23 protein-coding genes are annotated in these 23,839 nt (G+C 67.6%); 8 read left to right on the top strand and 15 right to left on the bottom strand.

The window, feature by feature from the left end; genetic code table 11:
* Nucleotides 1-135: 135 nt before the first annotated feature.
* Nucleotides 136-855, top strand: coding sequence for an N-acyl amino acid synthase FeeM domain-containing protein (locus AC3DET_RS17670; protein WP_192203264.1), 720 nt, complete (start codon nucleotides 136-138; stop codon nucleotides 853-855).
* Nucleotides 856-941: 86 nt separating this feature from the next.
* Here AC3DET_RS17670 and plsB read toward each other — a convergent pair whose 3' ends face one another.
* The 4 genes from plsB to AC3DET_RS17690 form a co-directional block, all read right to left on the bottom strand.
* A complete protein-coding gene (gene plsB / locus AC3DET_RS17675; RefSeq protein WP_488392472.1) occupies nucleotides 942-3,626 on the bottom strand; it encodes a glycerol-3-phosphate 1-O-acyltransferase PlsB in 2,685 nt (894 codons plus the stop codon).
* Between the two features lie 126 nt (nucleotides 3,627-3,752).
* Nucleotides 3,753-4,694, bottom strand: a complete 942-nt coding sequence (locus AC3DET_RS17680; protein WP_488392473.1) for a hypothetical protein — start codon at nucleotides 4,692-4,694, stop codon at nucleotides 3,753-3,755.
* A gap of 257 nt (nucleotides 4,695-4,951) precedes the next feature.
* Nucleotides 4,952-5,677 (bottom strand): orotidine-5'-phosphate decarboxylase, encoded by a 726-nt coding sequence (pyrF, locus tag AC3DET_RS17685; RefSeq protein ID WP_488392474.1) that lies wholly within the window; start codon nucleotides 5,675-5,677, stop codon nucleotides 4,952-4,954.
* Nucleotides 5,674-6,582: a 5'-nucleotidase, lipoprotein e(P4) family gene (locus AC3DET_RS17690; protein ID WP_488392475.1), complete on the bottom strand. Its 909-nt coding sequence runs from the start codon at nucleotides 6,580-6,582 to the stop codon at nucleotides 5,674-5,676. The genes pyrF and AC3DET_RS17690 overlap by 4 nt, the downstream gene beginning before the upstream one ends.
* A gap of 117 nt (nucleotides 6,583-6,699) precedes the next feature.
* Between AC3DET_RS17690 and AC3DET_RS17695 the strand changes: the two genes are divergently transcribed.
* The gene (locus tag AC3DET_RS17695; RefSeq protein WP_488392476.1) at nucleotides 6,700-7,353 is read left to right on the top strand and encodes a YceH family protein; all 654 of its coding nucleotides are present in this window, start codon (nucleotides 6,700-6,702) and stop codon (nucleotides 7,351-7,353) included.
* A 3-nt stretch (nucleotides 7,354-7,356) separates the two neighbouring features.
* On the opposite strand, the gene AC3DET_RS17700 is transcribed toward AC3DET_RS17695, so the two are convergent.
* Nucleotides 7,357-7,899, bottom strand: a complete 543-nt coding sequence (locus AC3DET_RS17700; protein ID WP_488392477.1) for a DinB family protein — start codon at nucleotides 7,897-7,899, stop codon at nucleotides 7,357-7,359.
* Between the two features lie 159 nt (nucleotides 7,900-8,058).
* Between AC3DET_RS17700 and AC3DET_RS17705 the strand changes: the two genes are divergently transcribed.
* The 3 genes from AC3DET_RS17705 to AC3DET_RS17715 are packed head-to-tail and all read left to right on the top strand — an operon-like array spanning nucleotide 8,059 to nucleotide 10,136.
* Nucleotides 8,059-8,679 (top strand): hypothetical protein, encoded by a 621-nt coding sequence (locus AC3DET_RS17705; protein ID WP_488392478.1) that lies wholly within the window; start codon nucleotides 8,059-8,061, stop codon nucleotides 8,677-8,679.
* 16 nt (nucleotides 8,680-8,695) lie between these two features.
* The gene (locus AC3DET_RS17710; protein WP_488392479.1) at nucleotides 8,696-9,223 is read left to right on the top strand and encodes a phospholipase effector Tle1 domain-containing protein; all 528 of its coding nucleotides are present in this window, start codon (nucleotides 8,696-8,698) and stop codon (nucleotides 9,221-9,223) included.
* Nucleotides 9,198-10,136 (top strand): hypothetical protein, encoded by a 939-nt coding sequence (locus tag AC3DET_RS17715; protein ID WP_488392480.1) that lies wholly within the window; start codon nucleotides 9,198-9,200, stop codon nucleotides 10,134-10,136. The genes AC3DET_RS17710 and AC3DET_RS17715 overlap by 26 nt, the downstream gene beginning before the upstream one ends.
* A 16-nt stretch (nucleotides 10,137-10,152) precedes the next feature.
* Here the strand turns inward: AC3DET_RS17715 and AC3DET_RS17720 are convergent, their stop codons facing one another.
* The 3 genes from AC3DET_RS17720 to AC3DET_RS17730 are packed head-to-tail and all read right to left on the bottom strand — an operon-like array spanning nucleotide 10,153 to nucleotide 12,983.
* Entirely contained in the window at nucleotides 10,153-10,527 is a 375-nt protein-coding gene (locus AC3DET_RS17720; protein WP_488392481.1) for a VOC family protein, read from the bottom strand.
* A 34-nt stretch (nucleotides 10,528-10,561) separates the two neighbouring features.
* Nucleotides 10,562-10,948 carry a hypothetical protein gene (locus AC3DET_RS17725; protein WP_488392482.1) on the bottom strand — a complete coding sequence of 129 codons (387 nt, stop codon included), beginning with the start codon at nucleotides 10,946-10,948 and terminating at the stop codon, nucleotides 10,562-10,564.
* Nucleotides 10,949-11,006: 58 nt separating this feature from the next.
* A complete protein-coding gene (locus tag AC3DET_RS17730; RefSeq protein ID WP_488392483.1) occupies nucleotides 11,007-12,983 on the bottom strand; it encodes a UvrD-helicase domain-containing protein in 1,977 nt (658 codons plus the stop codon).
* Nucleotides 12,984-13,080: 97 nt separating this feature from the next.
* On the opposite strand from AC3DET_RS17730, the gene AC3DET_RS17735 reads away from it, so the two are divergent.
* The gene (locus AC3DET_RS17735; RefSeq protein WP_337732716.1) at nucleotides 13,081-13,788 is read left to right on the top strand and encodes an SEL1-like repeat protein; all 708 of its coding nucleotides are present in this window, start codon (nucleotides 13,081-13,083) and stop codon (nucleotides 13,786-13,788) included.
* A gap of 31 nt (nucleotides 13,789-13,819) precedes the next feature.
* Nucleotides 13,820-14,443, top strand: a complete 624-nt coding sequence (locus AC3DET_RS17740; RefSeq protein WP_337732715.1) for a thymidine kinase — start codon at nucleotides 13,820-13,822, stop codon at nucleotides 14,441-14,443.
* 6 nt (nucleotides 14,444-14,449) lie between these two features.
* Here the strand turns inward: AC3DET_RS17740 and AC3DET_RS17745 are convergent, their stop codons facing one another.
* The 4 genes from AC3DET_RS17745 to AC3DET_RS17760 form a co-directional block, all read right to left on the bottom strand.
* On the bottom strand, nucleotides 14,450-17,254 hold the full coding sequence (locus AC3DET_RS17745) for a serine/threonine-protein kinase (RefSeq protein ID WP_488392484.1): 2,805 nt from the start codon (nucleotides 17,252-17,254) through the stop codon (nucleotides 14,450-14,452).
* 24 nt (nucleotides 17,255-17,278) lie between these two features.
* The gene (locus AC3DET_RS17750; protein WP_142122751.1) at nucleotides 17,279-17,845 is read right to left on the bottom strand and encodes an ECF-type sigma factor; all 567 of its coding nucleotides are present in this window, start codon (nucleotides 17,843-17,845) and stop codon (nucleotides 17,279-17,281) included.
* A gap of 83 nt (nucleotides 17,846-17,928) precedes the next feature.
* Complete coding sequence (gene mutM, locus AC3DET_RS17755; RefSeq protein ID WP_192203250.1) at nucleotides 17,929-18,756, bottom strand: bifunctional DNA-formamidopyrimidine glycosylase/DNA-(apurinic or apyrimidinic site) lyase; 828 nt, start codon at nucleotides 18,754-18,756, stop codon at nucleotides 17,929-17,931.
* Nucleotides 18,749-19,582, bottom strand: coding sequence for an ABC transporter ATP-binding protein (locus AC3DET_RS17760; RefSeq protein WP_446539541.1), 834 nt, complete (start codon nucleotides 19,580-19,582; stop codon nucleotides 18,749-18,751). Before AC3DET_RS17760 ends, mutM begins: the two co-directional genes overlap by 8 nt.
* A 120-nt stretch (nucleotides 19,583-19,702) precedes the next feature.
* On the opposite strand from AC3DET_RS17760, the gene AC3DET_RS17765 reads away from it, so the two are divergent.
* Nucleotides 19,703-20,035, top strand: coding sequence for an EF-hand domain-containing protein (locus AC3DET_RS17765; protein ID WP_488392485.1), 333 nt, complete (start codon nucleotides 19,703-19,705; stop codon nucleotides 20,033-20,035).
* Between the two features lie 6 nt (nucleotides 20,036-20,041).
* On the opposite strand, the gene AC3DET_RS17770 is transcribed toward AC3DET_RS17765, so the two are convergent.
* From AC3DET_RS17770 to AC3DET_RS17780, 3 genes are all read right to left on the bottom strand, one after another.
* Complete coding sequence (locus AC3DET_RS17770; RefSeq protein ID WP_446539530.1) at nucleotides 20,042-20,422, bottom strand: tautomerase family protein; 381 nt, start codon at nucleotides 20,420-20,422, stop codon at nucleotides 20,042-20,044.
* A 123-nt stretch (nucleotides 20,423-20,545) separates the two neighbouring features.
* Nucleotides 20,546-22,207, bottom strand: a complete 1,662-nt coding sequence (locus AC3DET_RS17775) for an MFS transporter (protein WP_488392486.1) — start codon at nucleotides 22,205-22,207, stop codon at nucleotides 20,546-20,548.
* An 11-nt stretch (nucleotides 22,208-22,218) separates the two neighbouring features.
* Nucleotides 22,219-23,604 carry a DcaP family trimeric outer membrane transporter gene (locus AC3DET_RS17780; RefSeq protein ID WP_488392487.1) on the bottom strand — a complete coding sequence of 462 codons (1,386 nt, stop codon included), beginning with the start codon at nucleotides 23,602-23,604 and terminating at the stop codon, nucleotides 22,219-22,221.
* Nucleotides 23,605-23,839 lie beyond the last annotated feature (235 nt).

Below are 23,839 nucleotides of genomic sequence, written 5' to 3' on the forward strand. Positions count from 1 at the left end.
GCACAGTTGGCCCGATGCTTGCTTGATTTCCCGGCGTGGGGGTTTTCCCTACGACTGACCGTTTGCCGTCCTGCCGGCGCCGCGGTTCCCAATGACTGGCTGCGTGCGCCTCCGGCGCCGGGGCGAGGGAGTGGCATGGAGCAGGACAAACCGTTCAATCACCGCACGCCATCGTCGGCCCGCGAGGCACGACTGGTGGCAGCGTCGGCGGACGAGGCGATGGCCGGGCTGGGCCTGCGCACGCATCGCTTCGCGCCGGGCGATTCCCTGGGCGACGTGCCGCGCCTGCGGCGCGAGGTGTATTTCCACGAGCGGGGCCAGTTCGGCGACCGGAGCAAGCGTGTCACCGACGGTCTGGACGCGTGCGGCACCACGCTGGCGGTGGAAAAAGGTACGCAGGCGATCGCCACCCTGCGCCTGCACGACTTCGCGCCGCTGGCCGTGCAGGTGGAGTACGGCAGCCTGTTCCAGATCGACGCCTTCGCGCGCTCCTGGCCCCTGGCGCAGGTCGCGGTGGGTACGCGTTTCGCCGTGCAGGCCGACCAGCGCAGCAAGCCGGTGGTGGACCGGTTGATGGAAGAGGCGTACCGCTGGGCGCAGGAAAACCGCATCCAGTTCTGTCTGCTGGCATGCGAGCCGTTCCTGCACGATGTGTTCGAGCACTATGGCTTCCGCGAGTACCTGCCCCCGGCCATCCTGCCGGGCGGCGTGGACCTGCTGCGGATGGTGCTGGTGATCGAGGACGAGCCCTATCTGTCCGAATGCGGCTCGCCGCTGCACCGCCTGATACGCGATCCCTCGCGCGCATTGCCGGCGAAGGCATGGCTGACGCGCTCGTTCAATGCGGTGTCCTGAGCGGCGCCGCCATGCGGAAACGAAACCGGCTGGTCAGCTCCCGCATGATGCGGCGGGCATGACCATCAGCTTCCGGTAGCAGGACCTCAGTCCGGCGGCGTCGGTGTCGGCTCGGCCGGTTTGGCGGCTTCCGGACTGACCTTCTCGATGGTGTGGCGCAGTTCGCGGCCGAGGATGGCCTTGGCGTCGCGTGCCCAGGCGTCCAGGCGTTCGTCGAACAGCAGCTTGCTGTTCTCGTCGGGCCACACCAGTTTCAGTTCGCGCAGTTTCTGGATGAAGCCGCGGAACAGGGTCTTGTCGAAGAATTCCGGCGCGGCGGGCGCGTACAGCAGGCTCAGGCGCTGTGCGGCCTGCTGGCACAGGCTCTCCAGCTCGGCGGCGCCCAGCGTGCCCGGGCCGTTCTTCACCAGTACCGAGATGGCGATGTAGTAGCGCTCGAACGCCTGCTGCAGCGAGTGGCCGATCGCGCGCAGGCGGAACACTTCGTCGGTCTGGCCGGCGCTGCGCGCCAGGATGCCACCATCGTCGTCGTTGACCTGCTGCAGCAGGCCCTCGCGGATGAACACCTCGATGGTGCGTTCCATGCGTTCGGCGAACTCGTCCTCGCTCCATGGCAGGAACAGCTCTTCCTGCAGGAACGGATACAGCGTGCGGCCCAGGCGCAGCACGCCGGCACGGCTCATGCGGCGGTTGTTCTGGAAGCAGCAGGCGATCCACGACGAGGCCGTGAACAGGTGCAGCACGTTGTTGCGGTAGTAGCTCAGCAAGACGGCAGTATCGTCGTCCACGCTCAGCACATCGCCCAGCGGATGCTTGATCCGCTGCAGCATGTTGATCTCCTCGGCATGGGAGATGATGCGGTCGGGCGAGTGCGGGGTGACGGTCACGCGGTCGGAATACGGCAGTTCCGCCAGCAGCGTCTTGGACAGTTCGATCTGAGCGATCAGGTCGGCTTCGCCCATCGCGTGCTTGGGCGTGGACAGCAGCGCCAGCGCCAGCAGGTTGATCGGGTTCACGTCGGCGGCGCGGTTGATGTTGACCTGGATCTGCTGGGCCAGCGCATCCACGATCTCGGACAGCCACGCGGGCTTTTCCTCTTCGCCCACCGGCGTGCCGTCCCACTCGGGCGCGTACTTGGCCAGGGCGTCGTTCAACGGAATGGGTTCGCCGAAGTTCACCACCACCTGGCCGTAGTTCTGCCGCAACACCTTTGGGATGCCCCACAGCACGGCCCAGATGGATTCCTTTTCCTTCGGCCTGCCACTCAGTTCGTCCAGGTAGCTGGTGCCTTCGAGCAGCTTTTCGTAACCGATGTAGACCGGCTGGAACAGCACCGGCTTGCGCGGCTGGCGCAGGAACGCGCGCAGCGTCATCGAGATCATGCCGCCCTTCGGCGGCAGCAGCCGGCCGGTGCGCGAGCGTCCGCCTTCGATGAAGTATTCCAGTGAGTAGCCGCCGGACACCAGCTGCGCCACGTATTCGGTGAACACCGCCGAGTACAGCGGGTTGCCGCGGAAGCTGCGGCGCATGAAGAACGCGCCGCCCTTGCGCAGCAGCGTGCCCACCACCGGCAGGTTGAGGTTGATGCCCGCCGCGATGTGCGGCGGCACGATGCCGCGTTCGTACAGCAGGTACGACAGCAGCAGGTAGTCCATGTGGCTGCGGTGGCAGGGCACGTAGACGACTTCGTGGCCGGGCGCGGCTTCCTTGAACTTGTCCAGGTGGTGGACCAGCACGCCGTCGTAGATCTGGTTCCAGACGTGACTCAGGAGGAAGCTGGCCGAGCGGACCACCGGGTTGGAGTAATCGGCGGCGATTTCCCAGGCATACGCGTGCGCCTTCTTCCACGCGTCCTCGGGCTTGGACTTGTCGCGGCGTGCCTGCTCGACGATGGCTTCCTTCACCGGTTCGGCGGCCAGCACCTGGTCCACCAGCAGGCGGCGCGTGGACAGGTCGGGGCCGATGATGGCTTCGCGGATGCGGTGGAAGTGCGTACGCAGCACGCGCGACAGCTTGCGCACGGTGCGTTCCGGTTCCAGGCCTTCATCGACCGTGCCGCGCAGCGAGACGGGCGGCGCGAACCGCACGATGGTGCCGCGGCCGTTGAGCAGGATCGCCAGCAGGCGGCGGAAGCGGCCGACGATGGCCCAGTTCTCGGAGAACAGCACCGAGAACCAGCCGCTCTGCTTGTCCGGCGCGCGGCCGACGAAGATCGACACCGGCACCAGTTGCACGTCCAGCCCGGGGTTGGCCCGATGCGCCTGCAACAGCTTGGCCAGCGAACCGGAATGGGTCTTGGCGCTGACCTGGTCGGGGATCAGTGTGCTGGCGTTGCGGCGCGACAGCGCCACGTAGGCGCGCTTGCGGCCGAGCGGGTTGCCGCCGACCGGCAGCGGTACCAAGGGCGAGGGCAGGCCGGCATCGCGGCAGGCGCGGTCCAGGATCAGCGCATTGGACAGGCCGTAGTCTTCCAGCACGTAGCAGACCGGGCGTCCGTCCAGCAGGCCACCCGGCGATTCGGGTTCGATGTTCAGTGCCAGCCACGGATCGGCCACTCGGCCGAGCAGGCGCGCCCACAACGGCCGCTTGGCCTGGCGATGGGCGGGCGGCGTCATCGGGACACCCGCCGTGACGGGCGCATCGGCGACCACCTGGGTGTCCGGGGTGTTTCCGGGCGCGGCGGGGTCCGTCGCACCCGGGGTCTTCTCCGGCGGCGTCGGTTTCGGGGCGTCCGGGAACGGCAGGGGATTCTGTTCAGGCATCCGGCGCATTATGGCGCACGCCCGTGACCGGCTGGGAAGCGGTTACAGGTTCAGGCAGGCGCCCTCTGTCCATCGGGACCGGCCAGGTGGGCCCTGCGACGGCAACAGGGTTCCCGGGTGCGCGGATGCCACTGCCTAGGGCGTCGGGCCGCCACTGCCCGGCGGCGGGCCCGGAGGGGTATCGATTGCAGGTGGCGCGACCGGAGGCGCAGGCACTGCCTTCAGCACGCCCTCGGCATGGCGGAGGTAGTCGGTCAGGTACCACTGCCCGCCGCGCCGGGTCAGGCTGACCACGGTGTCGATCTCGCGTTCGGCCAACGGATAGTGGATCCGCACCGTGGCGGTGTCGCCCTTCTGTTCGACCAGGCCGGTGCGCAGGTCGGCGAAGGTCGCATCCAGGGGCAGCCCGTAGCGGGCGAAGCTGGCCTTGGTCTCGATGAAGAAGGGCGTCAGCCGCTGCAGGCTGGCCTGCATGCCGGCCTGGCTCAGGGCGTCTTCGCTGGTCAGGCCGCTGGTGCGGGCGGCGGGTGCGAGCCGGGCCAGCGTGGTCCGTGCCAGCGCCGGGTCGCCCAAGGGCGCCTGTTGCGCCCACTCGCCCAGCGCGGCGATGACCTGCGCGTAGTGGTCGCGTTCTTCCTGCGTGTAGTCGCCTTCGTTCTTCACGTACTGCACGCCGAACAGGCCCAGCGTGCGCGCGGCCTCCTTCAGGTCCCGGTCCTGCCGCCCGAACTGTCGGTCGAAGCTGCGTTGCAGCGTCTTTTCCGAATCCTTTGCGGCCAGCGCGGCCAGCATCGGCACCAGCTTGTCGTCCAGTGGCAGCTCGGTCAGCGGCCAGCGACTGTGGCCCTGTCGCCAGGCAGCGTCCAACCGTGCATGCACGTCAGCGGGAACGGCGTCGCGCGCGAAGGCCACCAGGTCGTTGCGCTGCAGGTGGGTTGCCAACTGGCGCACGGCGGCGGCGGGTTCGCTGGCGGCGCCGGCCAGCTCTTCGGGTTCGCGTTTGCAGGCGGCCAGCAGGACAAGCGACAGCCCGAAGGCGGCCAGCGCGCGTAGCAGGGACGCGGACGGCGTGGACATGATGCGGTGACTCCCCAGTCTTCCCGCATCTTCACGTCAGTCGGGGGAGAGCGGCAAGCATGGCCGTCGCAACTTGCCTTGCGGGCAATAAAAAAGGAGGCCGGGTGTCTTGCGACGCCGCGGACCTCCTGAAGTCCGACCGAAGCCGGAGGACGAAGTGTTGTGGCACATCTCCGGCCGAAGGCCGGATGCGCACAGCCTACCTGCGCCCGAATGCTAAGGCAATACCTGAAATAACTTGATTTATCTTATTGATTTTATTGGAGTGCCTGGACGATCTCGACCTGAATGGCCTCGGCTGCCGAGCGCGGATCGCTCGCCTTGCTGATCGGCCGGCCCACCACGATCGCGTCCGCGCCCAGCGCGAACGCTTCGGCCACGCCGACGGTGCGCTTCTGGTCGTCGCCTGCCGGCCCCCCCGGCCGGATACCGGGACACACGATGGAGAAATCGGGACCGGTGGCGGCGCGGATCATGCCGGCCTCCTGGCCGGAGCAGATCACGCCATCGATGCCGGCACCCTGCGCCGCAAGCGCGCGCTGGACGACGATCCTGGCCGGATCATCGCTGGCGATGCCCATGGCGCGCAGGTCGCCGCCGTCCATCGAGGTCAGCACGGTCACCGCGAGCAGCCGCAGGTCGCCGCCCCGGGCCTCGGCGGCGGCTTCCATCATCCCGGCGTGCCAGCCATGGATGGTCGCGTAGGTCACCGGCCAGCGCGACAGGCCACGGATCACGCCGGCCACGGTGGCGGGGATGTCGAAGAACTTCAGGTCGACGAACACGCGCTTGTCGCGGCGAGCGAGCTCGTCCAGCACGGTGAAGTAGTCGCCGCTCGCCAGCAGCTCCATGCCGATCTTGTAGAACTGCACCGCATCGCCCAAGCGGTCCACCCAGGCCAGCGCGTCGGCGCCGGAGGGTGCGTCCAGCGCGAAGATCAGTCGCTCGCGCGCGGTCAGCGCGACCGGGCCACGCGGACTCACGGCGCGTAATCCAGCGCGTCGCGCTTGGCCTGCGTGCGTGCGGCGGGTGGCTGGTCCCAGGCGTTGTTGAACAGCGCCGGCTCCCACGAGCCGTAGGTCGGGTTGGGCAGCATCCACCAGCGCTCGCCGAACCAGTCGTCGTATTCGTCGAACAAGGCCTGGCGGCCGTCGCGGGTGTTGGCTTCCACCTGCACGAAGTCACCGATCTGGTCGCCGAACTGCATAAGCACGCGGTACTGCTGCCCGGCCAGGCGGCGCCGACAGTTCTTCTCGCTGCCGTTCTGCTCGCAGCCTTGCAGCACCGTGCCCAGGCCGAGGAACACGCTGTCGTCGGCCACGGGCAGGCCCGCTTCGCGCAGGTTGGCCAGCGTGGCCTCCTTCAGGTGCACGGCGCGGTTCGAGATATACAGGATGGTCACGCCCTTCTCGGCAGCGGCCTTGGCGAAATCCACCACGCCCGGCAGCGGCTTGGCCTTCTTCTCGGCCACCCACTGGTCCCAGCTGATCTCGTCGTATTCCTTGCCGTCCCGGATCAGGCGGGCCTGGTAGGGCGAGTTGTCCAATACCGTCTCGTCCACATCCATCACCACGGCCGGCTTCAGTCCGGTGGCGGCGTTGCCGCGCTCGTCGGGCACCAGCGCATCCCAGTTCTTTTCCTTCAGTGCGGCATCCAGGTGATCGGCAGCGGCGCGGAAGGTCTGGGTGGTGATGGCGCGGTATTCCACCGAGGTCTGCACCCACGCCACCGCGTTGAGGTTGTCGTGCGCGCCGGTGGGCTTCGCCGGTGTCGTGGCCGTGGGGGGTGCCGTGGCTTCGGCGGGCGCAGCTGCGGGTTCGGTGCGCTTGCACGCGGACAGGGTCAGCAACGAAGCCGCCAGGCCGGCGGCGAGCAGGGAAACGCGCATGGGCAATCCGGTCTTCTAGGTGCGTGGATTCTAGCGGACCTGTGTTGCAGTCGGTGTCCGGCGCCGTCCGGGACACGGGTTATCCTGCACGCCCTCGCATCCGACAACTGTTTCCCCATGGAAGACACCGCGCCCGTACTGAATGCCGCCGAGGCCCGTTTGCTGGGCTGCCTGATCGAGAAGGAAGCCACCACGCCGGAGACCTATCCGCTGACGGTCAACGCCGCGCAGGTCGCGGCCAACCAGAAGACCGCGCGCGATCCGGTCATGGCGCTGGACCATGGCGCGGTGAACCACGCGTTGCGTCAGCTGGAGCAGAAGGGGTTGGCGAAGCAGGTGTTCTCCTCGCGCGCCGAGCGCTACGAGCATCGAACGGCGGCCTTCTTCGGCATTCCGCAACAGCAGGCGGTGCTGCTGGGCTTGCTGATGCTGCGCGGCGCGCAGACCGTGCACGAACTGCTCGCGCGCAGTGAGCGGCTGTGCAAGTTCGCCGATGCCGATGACGTGCGCCATCACCTCGAACGCCTGATCCAGCGCGAGCCTGCGCTGGTCGTGCAGATCCCGCGCGGGCCCGGCCAGCGGGAAGATCGTTACATGCATCTGCTCAGTGGACCGGTGGACGTGGCGGCGATCGCGGCACGGCTGCCGTCGGCTTCGCTCGCTGGCGAACCCGCGAATGCAGAACTCGAAGCACGCGTCGCGGCCCTGGAGGGCGAGGTCGCCGCCTTGCGCGAACAATTGGCCGGCCTGCTTGCGACGCGCGAAAGCTGAGCGTCAGCCTTCTTCCGGTACCAGCGCCAGCAGATCGGTCACGCCCACATCCACGCCTGCCTGCGACAGCAGCGTGGTGACCTGCCCACGGTGATGGGTCTGGTGGTTGAACAGGTGCGTGAGCAGGCCTTCGGCGCTGCGCGTGAAGGCCGTTCCCTTCGTGTTGACATAGGTCAGGCGGGCTGACAACTGCGTCGGCGTGAGGGTGCCCACCCATCGCAGGATCATGGCGTCCAGCCAATCGCGCCGCTCGCGCAGCACGGAAAGCGTCTGGTACGGCATGGCATCCAGCGCCGTCGGCATCGGCGTGTCGTCCAGCGCCGCAAGCACTGCGGCAGCGCCGGGCGCAGCAGCGAACCGCTTGAGCCAGATCGTGTCGGTGACGACCAGATGGTTGAGCGTACCGAGGATGGAGCCGAAGAAGGCGCCACGATCCGCAGCCAGCGTGTCATGCGGCAATGTCGCCACCGCATCGTACAGGCGCCGGTTCATCCATTGGTTGTACGACGCCAGCAGTGTCAGTCGTGCATCGCTCGCCATGTGCATGTTTCTCCCGTACTTCTCACATTCCTGCTTTCGCATTGATCGCACATCTGGCGCGCGGGAAATGAGAGAGCAGGTTCATGTGAATATCTTCCAGCGATGATTGCAGGCACCGCCAACCCACGCTAACGTCGGCATCGCCGACAGGCTAGGAATGCCATCATGGAACGACGCCTTCTCCGGAGCTTCGCTACCAGCGCGCTGATCTCCGTTGCCACGACAGGATGCCACGCCACCATGTCCACACCACCACCTTCCAGTGCTCCCACGGAATCGCCGGAAGGCGGGTACAGCAATGTGGGGGCGGAGTGGCCGCTGAAGTTCAGGGCACACAGGTTCAGTGTGTCGACGTACAGCACGTATGGCTGTCGCGTGGTGTATGGCGGCAGGGTGCGCGCCGATGATCCCGAGGCGAAGTTGCAGTCTTCATCCGAAGCGCTGGGGTCGCGGTATCCCGACAACATGACAGCAAGCATGGGACCCATCGGCAACTTTCCGCCGCCCGCCAAAGTTACGTGGCGATCGAGGGACGGGACCCCGCTTGAGGCGGAGATCGATATCGGCGAGATCTTCAAGGATGAGCTTATCCGCCACCATGTTGCACGGGAGGATGCGCTGGATCCGGCATCAAGCGGAACGCCCGGGATCATTCTCGAAGTCAACGACCGCACCATCAATGTGTACATGCGGGACATGATTGCGTTGAAGAAGCCCCGGTTCCTGGATCGCCCTCATAGTGATTTCCGCGATGATCTGATCAAGGTATTCAGTCGCACCTACTGAGCAAGGAGTGCTCGTCATGGGTTCAAGTCAGTCAGGCCGCCGCGATGGTGGCGTGGACGTGGAACTGGCAGGTGAAGTCGGCCGCGACAGCTATGATGCAGCGGAGAATGATGTTGGGCACATGCGCATTCCAGTGCTGCTGCACAGCGACCGACCACATGAGCGACTCTATGTTGCGGCGATGGATGGAACCGGGAACAGTCTGTTCGACGACAAGCAGGAGAGCTGGAGCGCCGTAGCGAAGATCCATCTTCAGCTCAGGGCGCTTGAGGACGAGGGGGTCCGCAACATTGCGACAGGCTACGTCGAAGGCACCTACACCCAAAATGGGCTCCTGAAACTGCCGGAGAAGTGGTCGGACGGCCGCTTCGGCCATAGCTTCGACGAGCGGGTCGAGACAGCCTATCTGCAGCTCTGCCTGCAGGCCAAGAAATGGATCGAAGAAGATCCCCAAGCGCAGATCCGGATCGCAGGTGTCGGGTTCAGTCGCGGGGCGGAGGAAATTGCCGCCCTGCAGCATGGTGCACGAGCGGGGGATCCGTGACCCGCTGGGTGCGCAGGTCGAGCGCGACGATGAGGAGCTCGTCACACGCATCCGGTACGCCGACCGTCCGCTGCTGGTCGAACCCGGCAGGACGTTGCAGGTAGCCCTGCTGCTGGACCCCGTCGGTACGGGCGTGGAGGAGCATGATCGGCGGCTGCCACCTTCGACCCTGTCCACACTGCAGATCACGGCACAACATGAGCGCCGCGACCTTTTCCCATCCAGCGAGCATGTGCCGTCGGGTTTCAGTGAAGACCATCGCAACTACAACGCATGGGTGGCGGGCAGCCATAGCGACATCGGCGACACGTATCAGCGCAACGGCCTCGGCACGCTGAGCTTCAATCTCGGCGTGGAGTTCCTCAACCGGCTGAGTGACCGGCCCTATCTGGAGAAACGACCCGTTCCCGAGGACGCAGCACAGTTCGTCATCCACCGCTCCGACCAGCACATGGGGGGCCTGTACGGCACGCGCGGTTACGACCGGGACGGCGCGCGTGATCACCTGGACGATCTCGCGCCCGGGCATATATGCCGGCGCGGCGTGGTCGACGATTGCAATCGCAAGGAGCCGATCGACGAGGCGCTCGATGCGCGGGTCGAGCGCCGTACCGGGCCATCGTTGCGGGCGCCCGGGCAGGCTGGGGACGCTGATGTTGACCACGCAGGGGATCGGTCCGCCTGGCCCGGGCTGAATGAGATCGTGCAGCGGGCGTCCCGGGCAGGAGCAGCAAACGGCGGTGACCCGATGTCGGCGGTCGTCAGCGAATACCTTCGTGGCCCGTGGGCCCGTCAGTTCCAGGCGGATGTCGCGAGGGAACTGGCGGCGAGGGAGGAGCAGCCGCTGCACGTGGCGCCCCCACAGCCGCCACCCGCAGAACCCGCCCGCGAACCGCCCGCGCTGGTGCGTTGAGCGCGCCAGGCGCGGGTCAGCGTTTCTCTTCCATCAACCCCACCAGGTTGTCGTCCGGATCGCGCAGGAAGCCGGTCCAGAGTTCGTGGTCCGGCATGCGTGCGGCGAGTTGCGGTGGCCGCTCCTCCGTCGCGCCGCGCGCGACCAGCGCCGCCTGGGTGGAGACGATGTCCTGCACCGTGAAGTAGAGGATCGAGTTCGCGCCCACCGCACCGGCGCCCTGCGGCGTGGTCAGCATCAGCCGTACGCCGCCGGCATCGAGGAATGCCAGCTGTGCTGCGGGCTGGAACAGGAACGCCAGCCCCAGTGCATCGCGATAGAAGCCCAGCGCGGCCTCCACATCGCTGACGGTGATCGCGATCTGACGGATCTCGGACAGGTGCGGTGTCATCGGCAAGCCCTGTCAGTAAGTCGAGGGGAAGACATCACCCGGGGCGCCGGCTGCTGCGCAGCAGGAAGAGGCTGCCGATGAGCATGCCGACCAGGGCCGTTGCCAATCCCAGCCCGAGACCCACGGCCACATCGGCGACGGCCAGGCCGGGGCCTTCCACGCCATGGCGGGCATCCAGTCCGAGCCGCACGAGGACCGCGGCCGGCACTGCCATCGCGATCAGCAGCCACAGCGGCAGGAAACGTCCGGTGCCGAATGCGCGCAGCAGCATGGCCACCGCGCCGACCGCCACCAGTCCTGGACCGTAGAGGGCGCGCGGCAAGCCGGCGAGTTCCGGCGCGAGTTGCCAGTAGGGGAAGCCCACGCCGACGAAGGCGATCAGGAATCCGACCCACCGCCATATCCTGCTGTCGCGTGTCATGTCGCGCTCCGCCTGCCTGCGATGCCGCGCAGCGTAGCGCAAGCGCGGGGGGCGTGGGTCAGTCGAACATCGCCTGGATCGCCGCCAGGCCGGCGCTGGCCCGTTCTTTCTTGCGTTCCGCGTCGGCGGCGGGATCGGCGCCATCGCGCTGGAGTTCGTCGGCCGGCAGTTCGTCGATGAAGCGGCTGGGCTGCAGGCGCAGACGTTCGCCGAAGCGGCGCGTCTCGCGATTGTGGCTCAGCCACAGCTGTTCCTTCGCGCGGGTGATGCCCACGTACATCAGGCGCCGCTCCTCCTGCAGGTTGCCTTCCTCCACGCTGGTCTCATGCGGCAGCGTGCCGTCCTCGCAACCGACGATGAAGACGTAGCGGAACTCCAGTCCCTTCGCCGCATGCAGGCTCATCAGGCGCACCTGGTTGCCGCCGTCGTCCTTGTCGTTGCGCGACAGCAGCGCGAGCTGGGCGGCGAGGTCGCCGGCCGAACTGCCACGCGGGCCCCCTTCGAACCAGTCCGCCAGTTCGTCCAGGTTGGCGCGGCGACGCTGGAACGAGGCTTCGTCCTTGCACTGCGCGCGCAGGTCGGCGAGCAGGCCGGAGCGTTCGCTCAACCGGCGCACCAGGTCGGCCGGTGGCAGTTCCTCGGCATGCCGGCGCAGGTCGCGGATGATGTCGACGAAGGCACTGAGGCCGTTGGCTGCGCGCGGTGGCAGCGCCTTCAGCGCGCCCATCGACTCGGCTGCGCGCGACAACGGCAGGTGCGCGTGCTGCGCCATCTCGGCCAGCTTCGCCAGCGAGGTCGCACCGACTTCGCGCTTCGGTGATTGCACTGCGCGCAGGAAGGCCGCGTCGTCGTCCGGATTGACCAGCAGGCGCAGCCACGACATCGCGTCCTTCACTTCCTGCCGCTCCAGGAACGCGGTGCCGCCGGTCAGGTGATAGGGGATGCGCAGCAGCTGCAACGCCTTCTCCAGCGCGCGCGACTGGTGGTTGCCGCGGAACAGGATGCAGAAGTCGCTCCACGCCGCGCTCTTGGACGCATGCACGAACGAGATCTCGGCGGCCACCTTCTCCGCCTCGTGCTCGTTGTCGCGGCATTCCCACACGCGGATGCGCTCGCCATCCGCCTGGTCGCTCCACAGCTTCTTGGGGTGCTCGTGCGGGTTGTTGGCGATCAGCGCATTCGCCGCGCGCAGTACGCGGTTGCTGCAGCGGTAGTTCTGCTCCAGCTTGACGATCTGCAGTGCCGGGTAGTCCTTCGCCATCTGCAGCAGGTTGTCGGGGTTCGCGCCGCGCCATGCATAGATGCTCTGGTCGTCGTCGCCCACGCAGGTGAAGTCGCCGCGCTCGCCGGCGATGGCCTTGAGCAGGCGGTACTGCGCGTCGTTGGTGTCCTGGCATTCGTCCACCAGCAGGTAGCCGATGCGCTCCCGCCACGCGGCGACGATGTCGGGGTTGTTCTCGAGCACCTGCACCGGCAGCCGGATCAGGTCGTCGAAGTCCACCGCATTGAACGTGGTCAGCCGGTCCTGGTAGCGCTGGTACAGCAGTGCGGCTTCCTTCTCGCGGTTGGTGCGCGCTTCGGCAAGGGCCTCTTCGGGCGACAGGCCGGCGTTCTTCGCGCGGGAGATCAGGTTCTTCGCCGCTTCCACGTCGTCGGGCTTGGCGCCGTACATCAGGTCCTTGACCTGTGCGTTGGCGTCGTCTGCGTCGAAGATGGAGAAGCCGCGCTTCAAGCCCACCGCCGCGTGTTCGATCTGCAGGAACTTCAGCCCCAGCGCATGGAACGTGCAGATGGTCAGCCCTTCGGCCGCGTCGCCCTTGATCCGCTTGGACACGCGCTCGCGCATTTCCTTGGCGGACTTGTTGGTGAAGGTGATCGCCGCGATCCGGCGCGCCGGGAAATGGTTGCCGGCGATCAGGTGCGCGATCTTCTCCACGATGACGCGCGTCTTGCCGCTGCCGGCGCCCGCGAGCACGAGCAGGGGGCCCTTGCTGTGAAGGACGGCGGCGCATTGGGGGGGGTTGAGACCGTGCATGGGAGTACTTCTGCGTAGGCCATCAGTTTACAGACAACGGCGCCCTGCTTCTCCTAGCATGTCGACACTCCAGGCTTCCGGATGCAGGCGTATCGCCATGAATGCCCTCCGTTGCTGTGTGCTGGTCATGGTGGCCCTGTTGCCGATGCGGCCGGCGACGGCCCAGGAGCCGAAGCTCGATCAGGCGGTGTTGACCGAAGGCTTCCTGGCCGCGCACCCGGACCTGCGCTGGCGGTCTGAGGGCGCGCGCGCTTACGAACGGCAGGACTATGCCGGCGCGCTGGAACGGTTCAAGCGCGCGGCTTTCCATGCCGACAAGCCCTCGCAGGCGATCATCGCGGACATGTACTGGCAGGGCACCGGCGTCGCGCAGGATCGCGCCATCGCCTACGCATGGATGGACATCGCGGCCGAGCGGCTCTATCCGGACTTCCTCGCCCAGCGCGAGGTCTACTGGGCGCGACTGGACGACGTGCAGCGCAAGGAGGCCATCGAGCGCGGGCAGGCGATCCTGGCCGAATACGGCGACGAGGCGGCCAAGCCGCGGCTGGAGAAGATCCTGCGGCGGGCCATGCGCAGCATGACCGGCAGCCGCGTCGGCTACGTGGGCAACCTCACCATCATTCCCCACACCGGGCCGCTGGCCGGCACCGGCATGACGGTGCGGGGCGACCAGTATTACGACCGCAAGTACTGGCAGCCCGAGCACTACTGGCGGCTGCAGGACGCGATCTGGAAGGCGCCCATGAGGGGCAAGGTCGACGTGGGCGAGGTGGAGCCGGTGAAGGCGCCCGAAGGCGGATAAGCGGGAAGCCCGCCCGTTTTACAATGGCGGCATGGCCAAGCTCTATTTCTACTATTCGGCGATGAACGCCGGGAAGACCACCACGCTGCTGCAGTCGGCGCACAACTATCGCGAGCGCGGCATGCGCGTGGCGATTCTGACTCCGCGGCTGGATGACCGTGCGGGAGCCGGCGTGGTGGCGTCGCGCATCGGCCTGCGTGCCGATGCGGTGGCGTTCGAGCGCGAGGATGACCTCGAGCGCCTGATTCGCGATGACATCGCCGCGCACGGCAAGCTCGACTGCGTGCTGGTGGACGAAGCGCAGTTCCTCAGTCGCGCGCAGGTCTGGCAACTCAGCGAAGTGGTGGACGCGCTGCGCATCCCCGTGCTGTGTTACGGACTGCGCACCGATTTCCGCGGCGAGTTGTTCGAAGGCAGCCAGTACCTGCTGGCCTGGGCGGACGAGATGAGCGAGATCAAGACCATCTGCCACACCGGCAAGAAGGCGATCATGACCGTGCGGGTCAACGAGCAGGGGCTCGCCGTGCAGGATGGGCCGCAGGTGGAGATCGGCGGCAACGAACGCTATGTGTCGGTCAGCCGCGCGGAGTTCAAGAAGATCGCGCGCGGCGAGGGGCGCATCGATCCTCAGCAGCCCGGGTTGCCGCTGGAGTGAACGGCCTCAACGGCAGGCGGCGCGCAGGTCGGCGACTTCGCGCGGAATGATGCCGCCGTCGGGCAGCGCGCTGCGCAGTTCTCCCGCGAGGGCATCCAGCTCACGACGCGCGCGCTCCTTCTCGCCCATGCCGCAACGCGCTTCGGCCAGATAGGCCCGTGCGAGCCAGCGCAGCTTGGGCGCTTCGCTGCCGCCGCCCTCGTGGCGCGTCAGTCCTTCCAGCGAGGCGATGGCGTCCTGTGGCCGCCCCAGCCGCGTCTGGTGGCGGGCCATGGACAATTCGGCGAACCAGGTGCGCGGATGCTCCGGACCGAAGCCCACGCGGGTCAGGCGCACGGCGCGGTCGAAGCGTTCGCTGGCGCCCCGCAGGTCGCCCTTGGCCGCCAGCACTTCGCCGATCATGCGGTCCGTCTCGCCGATCAGCGCATGGCTGGCGCCGATGGTCGTCACCCGCATCTGCCGCGATTCTTCCAGTGCCGCGAGCGCCTCGTCGTGGCGGCCGGCGCTGTGCAGCACCATGCCGTAGTTGAACAGCCCACCGGGCAGGATCTGCAGGCTCTCGTTGCTGCGCCAGATGGCGACGGCCCGGGCGACATTGCGTACCGCCGTGTCGTTGTCGCCGCGCTCCCAGGCGATGATGCCCATCGAGTTCCAGCTCGATGCCGTGTCGCGATGCTGCGGGCCCAGCGACTCCAGCGTCATCGCGTGCAGGCGGCGGAGTTCCTCGTCGGCTTCGCGCAACCGGCCCAGGTCGACCTGCACGGCTGCGATATGGCGGCGCAGGGCCTGGGTGAGCGGATGGCGCGCGCCGTGGATGTCCTCGGACAGCTCACGTGCGTGCTGGAACGAGGCCAGCGCCGCATCCGTATCGCCGCGGTTGCGGTACAGCAACGCCAGGCTGCGCTGGATCTCGATGGCCAGCGTATGACGTGCATGGCCGTGTGCCTGCAGGTGTGCCAGTGCGGCACGGTAGCCGCGCGCGCCGGCATCGGCGTTGCCCAGTTCGACATCCAGCTGGGCCAGGTCGCGCATGTTTTCCGCAACGCCCGCTTCGTCCTTCAGGCTGCGGCGGATCTCCAGCGAGCCGTCGAACATCTGGCGCGCCACCTGCTTCTCGCCTGCATCGGCACGGCAGCGTCCGTTCTGCGACCTGAACTCGGCTACCGGAAGCGGCAATCGGGAATCGAGCGAGGCCAGCCGCGCCTCCATCGGTGCCATCACCTGCACGCACTGGCGCGAACGCCCGAGCAGGCGCAGCACGCGCCCGTGCTGGGTCGCGGCCTGCAGGCGCAGGCTGTCGGGCGCATCGTTGGTCGTCGCGAGTACCCGCGCCTGCTTTTCCAGCAGCGCCAGCGATTCGTGGTAGTCGCCCAGGCCCAGCCGCAGGCGGGCGATCACGCCCAGCAGCTCGGCCTGGGCGCGCGGCTGGTTGGCGAGTTCGCGAGCGCCGCGCCGTTCGCCGGCCGCCAGCAGTTCGCGCGCATCGAAGGTGTTGCCCTGCTGCGACGCGCTGGCGTTGTCGAACAGTCCGATCACGAAGTTCTGCATGGCCTGCGCACGCGCCGCCTCGCGCATCGCCTGGCGGCCCTGCCAGATGCTCACCGCCAGCGCGGTCAGCAGCACCGCGGCCGCCAGCCCGCCGAAGGCGAGTGTCCAGCGCTGCCGGATGAGGTACTTGTGCAGCCGATAGCCCATGCTCTGGGGACGCGCCAGCACGGGGCGCCCCTCGATGTGCCGCCGCAGGTCCTGCGACATCGCTTCGACGGACGGATAGCGCTGCTCCGGTGCCTTCTGCAAGGCCTTCAGCGCGATGTTGTCCAGGTCGCCGGCCAGCCTGCGGGCATTGCGGCGGGCATCCGGACACCGGCTGCGGCTGCCATCGGTGGTACGCAGCGTCGCCACCGAGGGTTTCAATGGTTCGACGGCGAGGATCGCCTGCTCCCATTCGGCGTCGGTCTGCCGGCGCAGGCGGTAGGGCTTGGTGTCCGCGATCAGTTCGTACAGCACCACGCCCAGCGAGTACACGTCGGTCATGGTGGTGACGAGCTCGCCGCGCACCTGCTCCGGCGCCGCGTAGTGCAGGGTGAAGGCGCGCACCTCGGTGCGCGGATGCACGGGGGCGGGCTCCGGATCGTCGAGCAGCTTGGCGATGCCGAAGTCCAGCAGGCGCACCTCGCCATTGGGGGTGACGAGGATGTTGGAGGGCTTGAGGTCGCGGTGGACGATCAGGTTCGCGTGCGCGTGGCTGACGGCCGCGCAGATCTGCAGGAACAGGGTCAGCCGGGCGTCCAGGCCGATGTTGTTGGCGAGGCAGTAGTCGGTGATCGACACGCCTTCCACGTATTCCAGAGCCAGATACGGCTGGCCTTCGCCGCCGATGCCGGCGTCCAGCAGGCGCGCGATGTTGGGATGCTCCAGGCGCGCGAGGATTTCGCGTTCGCGGGTGAAGCGCAGGCGCAGGTTGGGATCGGCCAGGCCGGGGCGCAGCAGCTTCAGCGCGACGCGGCGCTGGTACAGGCCGTCCGCGCGCGAGGCCAGCCACACCATGCCCATGCCGCCTTCGCCCAGCATCGATTCCAGCTGGTAGGGCCCCACGCGCATGCCGGGCTTCAGCTGGCCCGGCTTGTCGACCAGGGGCTGGTCGATGAAGTCGTCGCCTTCTTCTTCCAGGGCGAGCAGCTTTTCCAGTTCGCAGGCGGCGTCGGGATCGTCGGCGCGCAGGATTTCCAGCTGTTGCGCGCGCGCGTCCGGGTCAAGCTCCAGCAGGACGTCCAGCAGCGGGGACAGGCGTTGCCAGCGTTCGGCGTCCATCGCAGGGGGCGCGCAGTACGGGTCTCAGCTGTCCTGCATGACCGACAGCAGGAACATGCGCGCCTTCTGCCAGTCGCGCCGGATGCTGCGTTCGGAGCGCTGCAGCAGCTCGGCGATCTCCAGCTCGGACAGGCCGGCGAAATAGCGCATCTCCACCACCTGCGCCAGGCGCTCGTCGGCGGAAGCCAACTTCTCCAGCGCGTCGTTCAGCGCCAGCATGTCTTCGTCCAGGCGCAGGTTGCCTTCCACTTCCTCGGGAATGTCCGCCACGCGCTTGAGGTCGCCGCCGCGCTTGCGCGCCAGCCGGCTGCGGGCGTAGTCCACCACCACGCTGCGCATCGACGAGGCGGCGTAGGCGAAGAAGTGCGCGCGGTCCTCGAATTTGGCCGTGCCGGTCGAGCCAAGCAGCTTCAGGTAGGACTCGTGCACCAGCGCGGTCGCATCCAGCGTGTAGCCGTGCTGGCCAGACAGCTGGCGGCGCGCCATGGTGTGCAGTTCCTGGTACAGCGTGGCCAGCACGCGGTCCAGCGCGGCGCGATCGCCGCTCCGGGCCGAGTCCAGCCACAAGGTGATGTCAGGTGCGTCGGCCATCCGTCTTCCCCACGAGCCAAGGGCGCGAATATAACGTCATTTCTCTCACAGGACGTGATCGTGGCAGGGGCCCGCCCGGGTCGTCAGCGCTGGCAGTACCCGCACCAGACCGTGGTCCGCTGGCCGATGGTGGCCTGCTTCATCGCCCGGCCGCAGCGCGGGCAGGCTTCGCCGCCCCGGCCGTACGCCGACAGTTCCTGCTCGAAATACCCCGGTGCACCGTCCGGATCGAGGAAATCCCGCAGCGTGGTCCCGCCGCGGGTGATGGCATAGGCGAGGATGTCCTTCACGGCCGCCGCCAGCGCCACGTAGCGCTCCCGCGACACCTTGCCGGCCGCGCGCAGCGGTGAGATGCCGGCGCGGAACAGGCTTTCCGCCGCGTAGATGTTGCCCACGCCCACCACCACGGCCTGGTCCATCAGGAAGGTCTTGACGGGCGCCCGTCGGCCGCGGCTGAGCGCGAACAGGTAGTCGCCGTCGAATGCGTCCGACAACGGCTCCGGCCCCAGCCCCTGCAGCAGCGGATGCACCTGGCCGACGGGCTGCCACAGCAGGCAGCCGAAGCGGCGGGGGTCGGTGAAGCGCAGCACGCGGCCGGACCTGCCACGTTCGCCGTCCAGCGCGATGTCCACGTGGTCGTGCGCGCCGACCGGGGTGGTGGCCGGCAGCACGCGCAGGCTGCCGGACATGCCCAGGTGCAGCACCGCGCTGCCTGCGGCGGTGTCCATCAGCAGGTACTTCGCACGGCGCCGCACGGCATCGATGCGCTGGCCGGGCAGTTCGCGCGCCACTTCCGGGGGAATCGGCCAGCGCAGGTCGGGCCTGCGCAACGTCACCGCCTGGATGCGGCGGCCCTCCACGTGGGGCGCCAGGCCACGGCGGGTGGTTTCGACCTCGGGCAGCTCAGGCATGGGCGGGCATCGCGCTGTAGAAGCCGCCTTCGTGACGCACCTGGATCGGTCCGCCGAAGGTCTGGCTCAGTTGCGCGTCCGTCAGCGTCGTGGCGCGGTCGCCGTCCGCGTGGACGGTGCCGTTGCGAAGCAGCAGCACGCGGTCGATCTCCGGAATGATCTCCTCGATGTGGTGGGTCACCAGCACCAGGGTGATGCCGCGCTGTGCCAGGCCGCGCATCAGGTCCAGGAAGTGCTGCCGTGCGACCAGGTCGAGGCCGGCGGTGGGTTCGTCCAGCAGCAGCGCGTCCGGCTCGTGCACCAGCGCCCGCGCGATCAGCACGCGACGCATCTCGCCCGTCGACAGTTCCGCCACCTGGCGGTCGGCCAGCGGGATCGCGCGCACCTGCTCCAGTGCGTGCCGTGCACGGGCGCGCATGCCGGGATCCACCTGCCGGTGCGGGGGGACTGCGAAGCTGGAGAAGAAACCCGTCACCACGGCGTCCTCCACGCGCAGGTACGGCATCTGCTGCAGGTCGCGGGTCAGGTCGCTGGTGACCAGGCCCAGGCGGTTGCGCAGTTCGTTCACGTTCCAGCGGCGCAGGCCGAACACCTTCACCGGCGCGTCGCCCTCGCGTGCCAGGGGATACAACTCGCGATTGATCAGCTTGATGAACGTCGATTTGCCACAGCCGTTCGGACCGAGGAGGGCCGTGTGCTGGCCCAGCGGGATGCTCAGCGACAGGTCGTGCAGGACGCGCGTGGCGCCGCGTACCACCGTGGCGCGATCGAGTTCGAACAGGGGCGCGGCGAACGTGGCCGCAGAGGTGGACGCTGGCAGGTTCATCATGGGGCGGGGGTCGAATGCCGGTGCAGCGTACCCCAATATCCGCGACCGACGAGGGCCGCCCGATGGCGGGGCTGACCGCGTGCGCGCCCACACGGCCGGTCGCCCTACAATGCCGCCATGCGCCTGTTCCTTTCCGCACTCCTGCTCACCGTCGTGCCCCTGCCCGTGCTGGCCCAGGTCACCGCCACCGGCGATTACCTCGCACGCATGGACACCGACCTCGACGGGCGCGTCAGCCTGGCCGAATACCAGGCCTGGATGAGCTACGCCTTCGACGGCATGGACCGCAACCGCGACGGTGTGCTGTCCGTGGAGGAACTGCCGGGCGGGCGCGGCAAGCCGATCACCCGCGCGGCGCACCTGGCGCAGCTTGCCGACCGCTTCAGGCGGCAGGATGCGGACGGCAACGGCTTCCTGAGCGAGAAGGAACTCGCTGCGCCGCCGCGCTGATCCGCCTCACGTATGGATCAGGCGTCCGCCTGCGAACGCCCAGTTCTCCCATGTGGTTTCCTTGAAGCAGACCATCACGTTCTCCGGATTCCTGCCGGCAGCGGCCAGGCGCTGCATCAGATCCGCGAGCAGCGCTTTCTTCACTTTCACGCTGCGTCCCGCCGACCACAGGATTTCGATCAGCACGAAGTCCTCGTCGCGTGCACCGGAGACATCCGGATAGGTCGGGTCGTAGCGGAAATCCTCCGCCGACAGTTCCAGCACGCGCTGGAAACGATCAGTAGTGGGCACGCCCGAGGCCACCAGCGCGGCATGCACGGCGTCCAGCACGGATGACTTGAATGCGTCGTCCTTGGGCTTGCGGATGGTCAGGGTGATCAGTGGCATGGCGCCTGCCCTCGTGGCGGGAGGGTCAGCTTACATCCGCGAAAGCACCCAAAAAGAAAACGCCGGCCACGAAGGCCGGCGTCCGGGTTGCCGGCCCTGGAGGGGCCGGCGGGGGAGGAGCGTTCACTTCGTGATGTCGACGTGGTTGGTCTCACGCAGGAACAGCGTGCCGATGATCAGCGTCATCACCGCGATGCCGATCGGATACCACAGGCCGTAGTACAGGTTGCCCGTACCCGCGACCAAGGCGAACGAGATCGCCGGCAGGAAGCCACCGAACCAGCCATTGCCGATGTGGTACGGCAGCGACATGGAGGTGTAGCGGATGCGCGTGGGGAACAGCTCCACCAGGTACGCGGCGATCGGGCCGTAGACCATGGTCACGTAGATCACCAGCACCCACAGCAGGAACAGCGTCATCGGGATGTTGATGCGCGCAGTGTCCGCCTTCTCCGGATAGCCGGCGCTGGTCAGCGCACCCTTCAGCGCGGCGCCGAACTCGCCCGACTTCGTCTTCAGGTCATCCTTCGACAGGCCCGCCGCCTCGAACGACGCCACAGCGGCGCCACCGACCTGGACCTTGGCCACTTCGCCCGCCGGACCCGGCTGGATTTCATGCGGCACGCCGGCCTTGGTCAGCGCAGCCGTGGCCACGTCGCACGAGCTGGTGAACTTGCGGATGCCGACCGGATCGAACTGGAAGCTGCAGGTGGCCGGGTCGGCGACGACAACGGCCGGCGACGACGTGCGGGCTTCCTCGATGGCCGGGTTGGCGTAGTGGGTGATGCCCTTGAAGATCGGGAAGTAGGTCAGCGCGGCCAGCAGGCAGCCCGCCATGATGATCTTCTTGCGACCGATCCTGTCCGACAGCCAGCCGAAGAACAGGAAGAACGGCGTGGCCAGCAGCAGCGCACCGGCGATCAGCAGGTACGACACCGTCGGGTCCACCTTGATCATGCTCTGCAGGAAGAACAGCGCGTAGAACTGGCCGCCGTACCACACCACGGCCTGGCCGGCGGTGGCGCCGAACAGCACCAGCAGCATCAGCTTCAGGTTGCCGCCCTGCAGGCTGTCGCGGAACGGCTTCTTCGAGCCCTTGCCTTCGGCCTTCATCTGCTGGAACAGGGGCGACTCGGCCAGCTGCAGGCGGATCCACACGGACACACCCAGCAGCACGATCGAGCCCAGGAACGGAATGCGCCAGCCCCAGTCCTCGAATGCCTCGGTGCCCAAGGTCAGGCGGCAGGCCAGGATCACGGCCAGCGACAGGAACAGGCCCAGCGTGGCGGTGGTCTGGATGAACGCGGTGTACAAGCCACGCTTGCCGGCCGGTGCATGCTCGGCCACGTAGGTGGCTGCGCCACCGTACTCGCCACCCATCGCCAGGCCCTGCGCCAGGCGCAGGATGATCAGGATCACCGGCGCGGCGAAACCGATCGTCGCGTAGTTGGGCAGCACGCCGACCAGGAAGGTCGAGATGCCCATGATCAGGATGGTGACCAGGAAGGTGTACTTGCGGCCGATGCGGTCGCCGAGGCTGCCGAAGAAGGCAGCGCCGAACGGACGCACGAAGAAGCCTGCCGCGAACGCCAGCAGCGCGAAGATCATGCCGGTGGTTTCGTTGACGCCACTGAAGAACTGCTTGGCGATGATGACCGCCAGCGAGCCGTAGAGATAGAAGTCGTACCACTCGAACACGGTGCCGAGGCTGGAGGCGAAGATGACCTTCTTGTGGCCCTTCGTCAGCTCGCCCGACGCCGAATGCTGCACAGTCGTGGAACTCATGTGGTTTCCCCTCAGAAAGTGTATTTGACGGTGGTGTGCAGACGCTTCAGGTCGCCCTCGCGGTCATCCTCGAGCGAACGCTGCCCGTAGATGAGCTCCGCGCCGATATCCAGTTTCGGGAACGGCGAGTAGATCAGGTTGGCGTGCATGGATTGCGTGCGCTCGGTGACGCCGAACCCGGTGAGCGCGGCGTCGTTGTCGAAGTGCGAGGCGGAGTACATCAGGTTGGTGCGGATCTTCGGGCTGAACACGTGGCGCCATGCCACGAAGCCGCCGTAGCCATCCAGCGCGCTGATGTCGCCATCGGCCTCGGTGACCACGTCGCTGCCCACGCCGAACGCCAGGTAGCGGCCGATGCCCTGGCCGGCATTCACCGCATAGCGGATGTCGTCGCTCTTGCCCAGGTTGAACTTGCCCGACACGCTTACCGAACCGCCGGTGTCGGTTTCGTCCGCGACCTTGAACTGGCGCACCATGCCGGCGACGGTGAAGTGGCCCCAGTCGCCCTTGGTCAGCCAGCGCGCGGTGACGTCCGGCGCGGCGTTGTCTCCGCTGTTGAAGCGGGCGCCGGTGAGGTACGGGGTGACGGTGGTCTGCGGGTTCTCGATCGAGAACGACCACGGACCCTTGGTGTAGCGCAGCTGGGCCTGGCGCACGAAGATCGTGCCGTCGGTCGGGCCCACGAAGTCCACCGCATCCGGCAGCGCCGCCGCGTCCATGAAGTTGGACCAGGTCTGGCCGGCCAGCCAGTTGTTCCAGCTGACATACGCATGGCGCAGGGTGACGGCGTAGGTGTTGGTGGCGGTCTCGTTGCCGGCCAGCGCGTTGCTGCCGCCGCCGAAGAAGTCCATCTCGACGAAGCCCTTGAGCTTGTCGCCGCCCTCGGTTACATGGTCCGCGCTCAGCCAGAAGCGCGAGAACTGCGCGTGGAAGTCGGCATAGGCATCGCCGCCGTCGGCGGTCGGGCCACCGACCGGGATGGTGCTGGGCACGTAGAACAGGCGGCCCGACGAACCATCGGCGATGCGGCCGTCGCTGGTGTCGGTGGCCATCGCGTCCATCTTGATGAAGCCGCCATAGGAGAACGTGCTCCCCGGGTTGGCCGCGGTCAGGATGGTGGTGTTCTGGATCGGCTGCTTGCCGGCGGGCACGGCGGCCGGTGCCGTGGCCTGCTTGGCCTGCACCTGCGTCACCTGTTCCTGCGTGGTGGTGATCTGGGTCTGTTGCTGCTGCTGCGCGGACAGCAACAGCTGGACCTGCCGCTCAAGGTCGGCCACGCGGGCCTCCAGCGCTTTTTCCTTGGCGGTCTGTGCGAACGCCATCCCCGGCGCAATGAGGGCGACGAAAAGCGCAGCGGCCAGTGGCCGTCGCGCCATGAGTGCGGAACGTTGGGTCATAACCCCTCCCGAAAGGTTGATGGCCGCGTTGCGCGGCTGACGGAGACTTGCGCCTGCGCGCCGGCAGCGCCTATTCGCCATTAGTCTTAATCGCACTGTCGGGAAGGCAAACCCTTGCCACAGAAGGGGTGCGGCGATCGGTCGCAGGGAGCGCATGGCCGCTTTACGACCATTGTCTAAGCCGGATGCTGCGATGCCGCACGACCGTATGCGTCAAACTCGGCGTGCCGGATGC

This window comes from Pseudoxanthomonas sp. 97-1-1, from assembly GCF_057773125.1.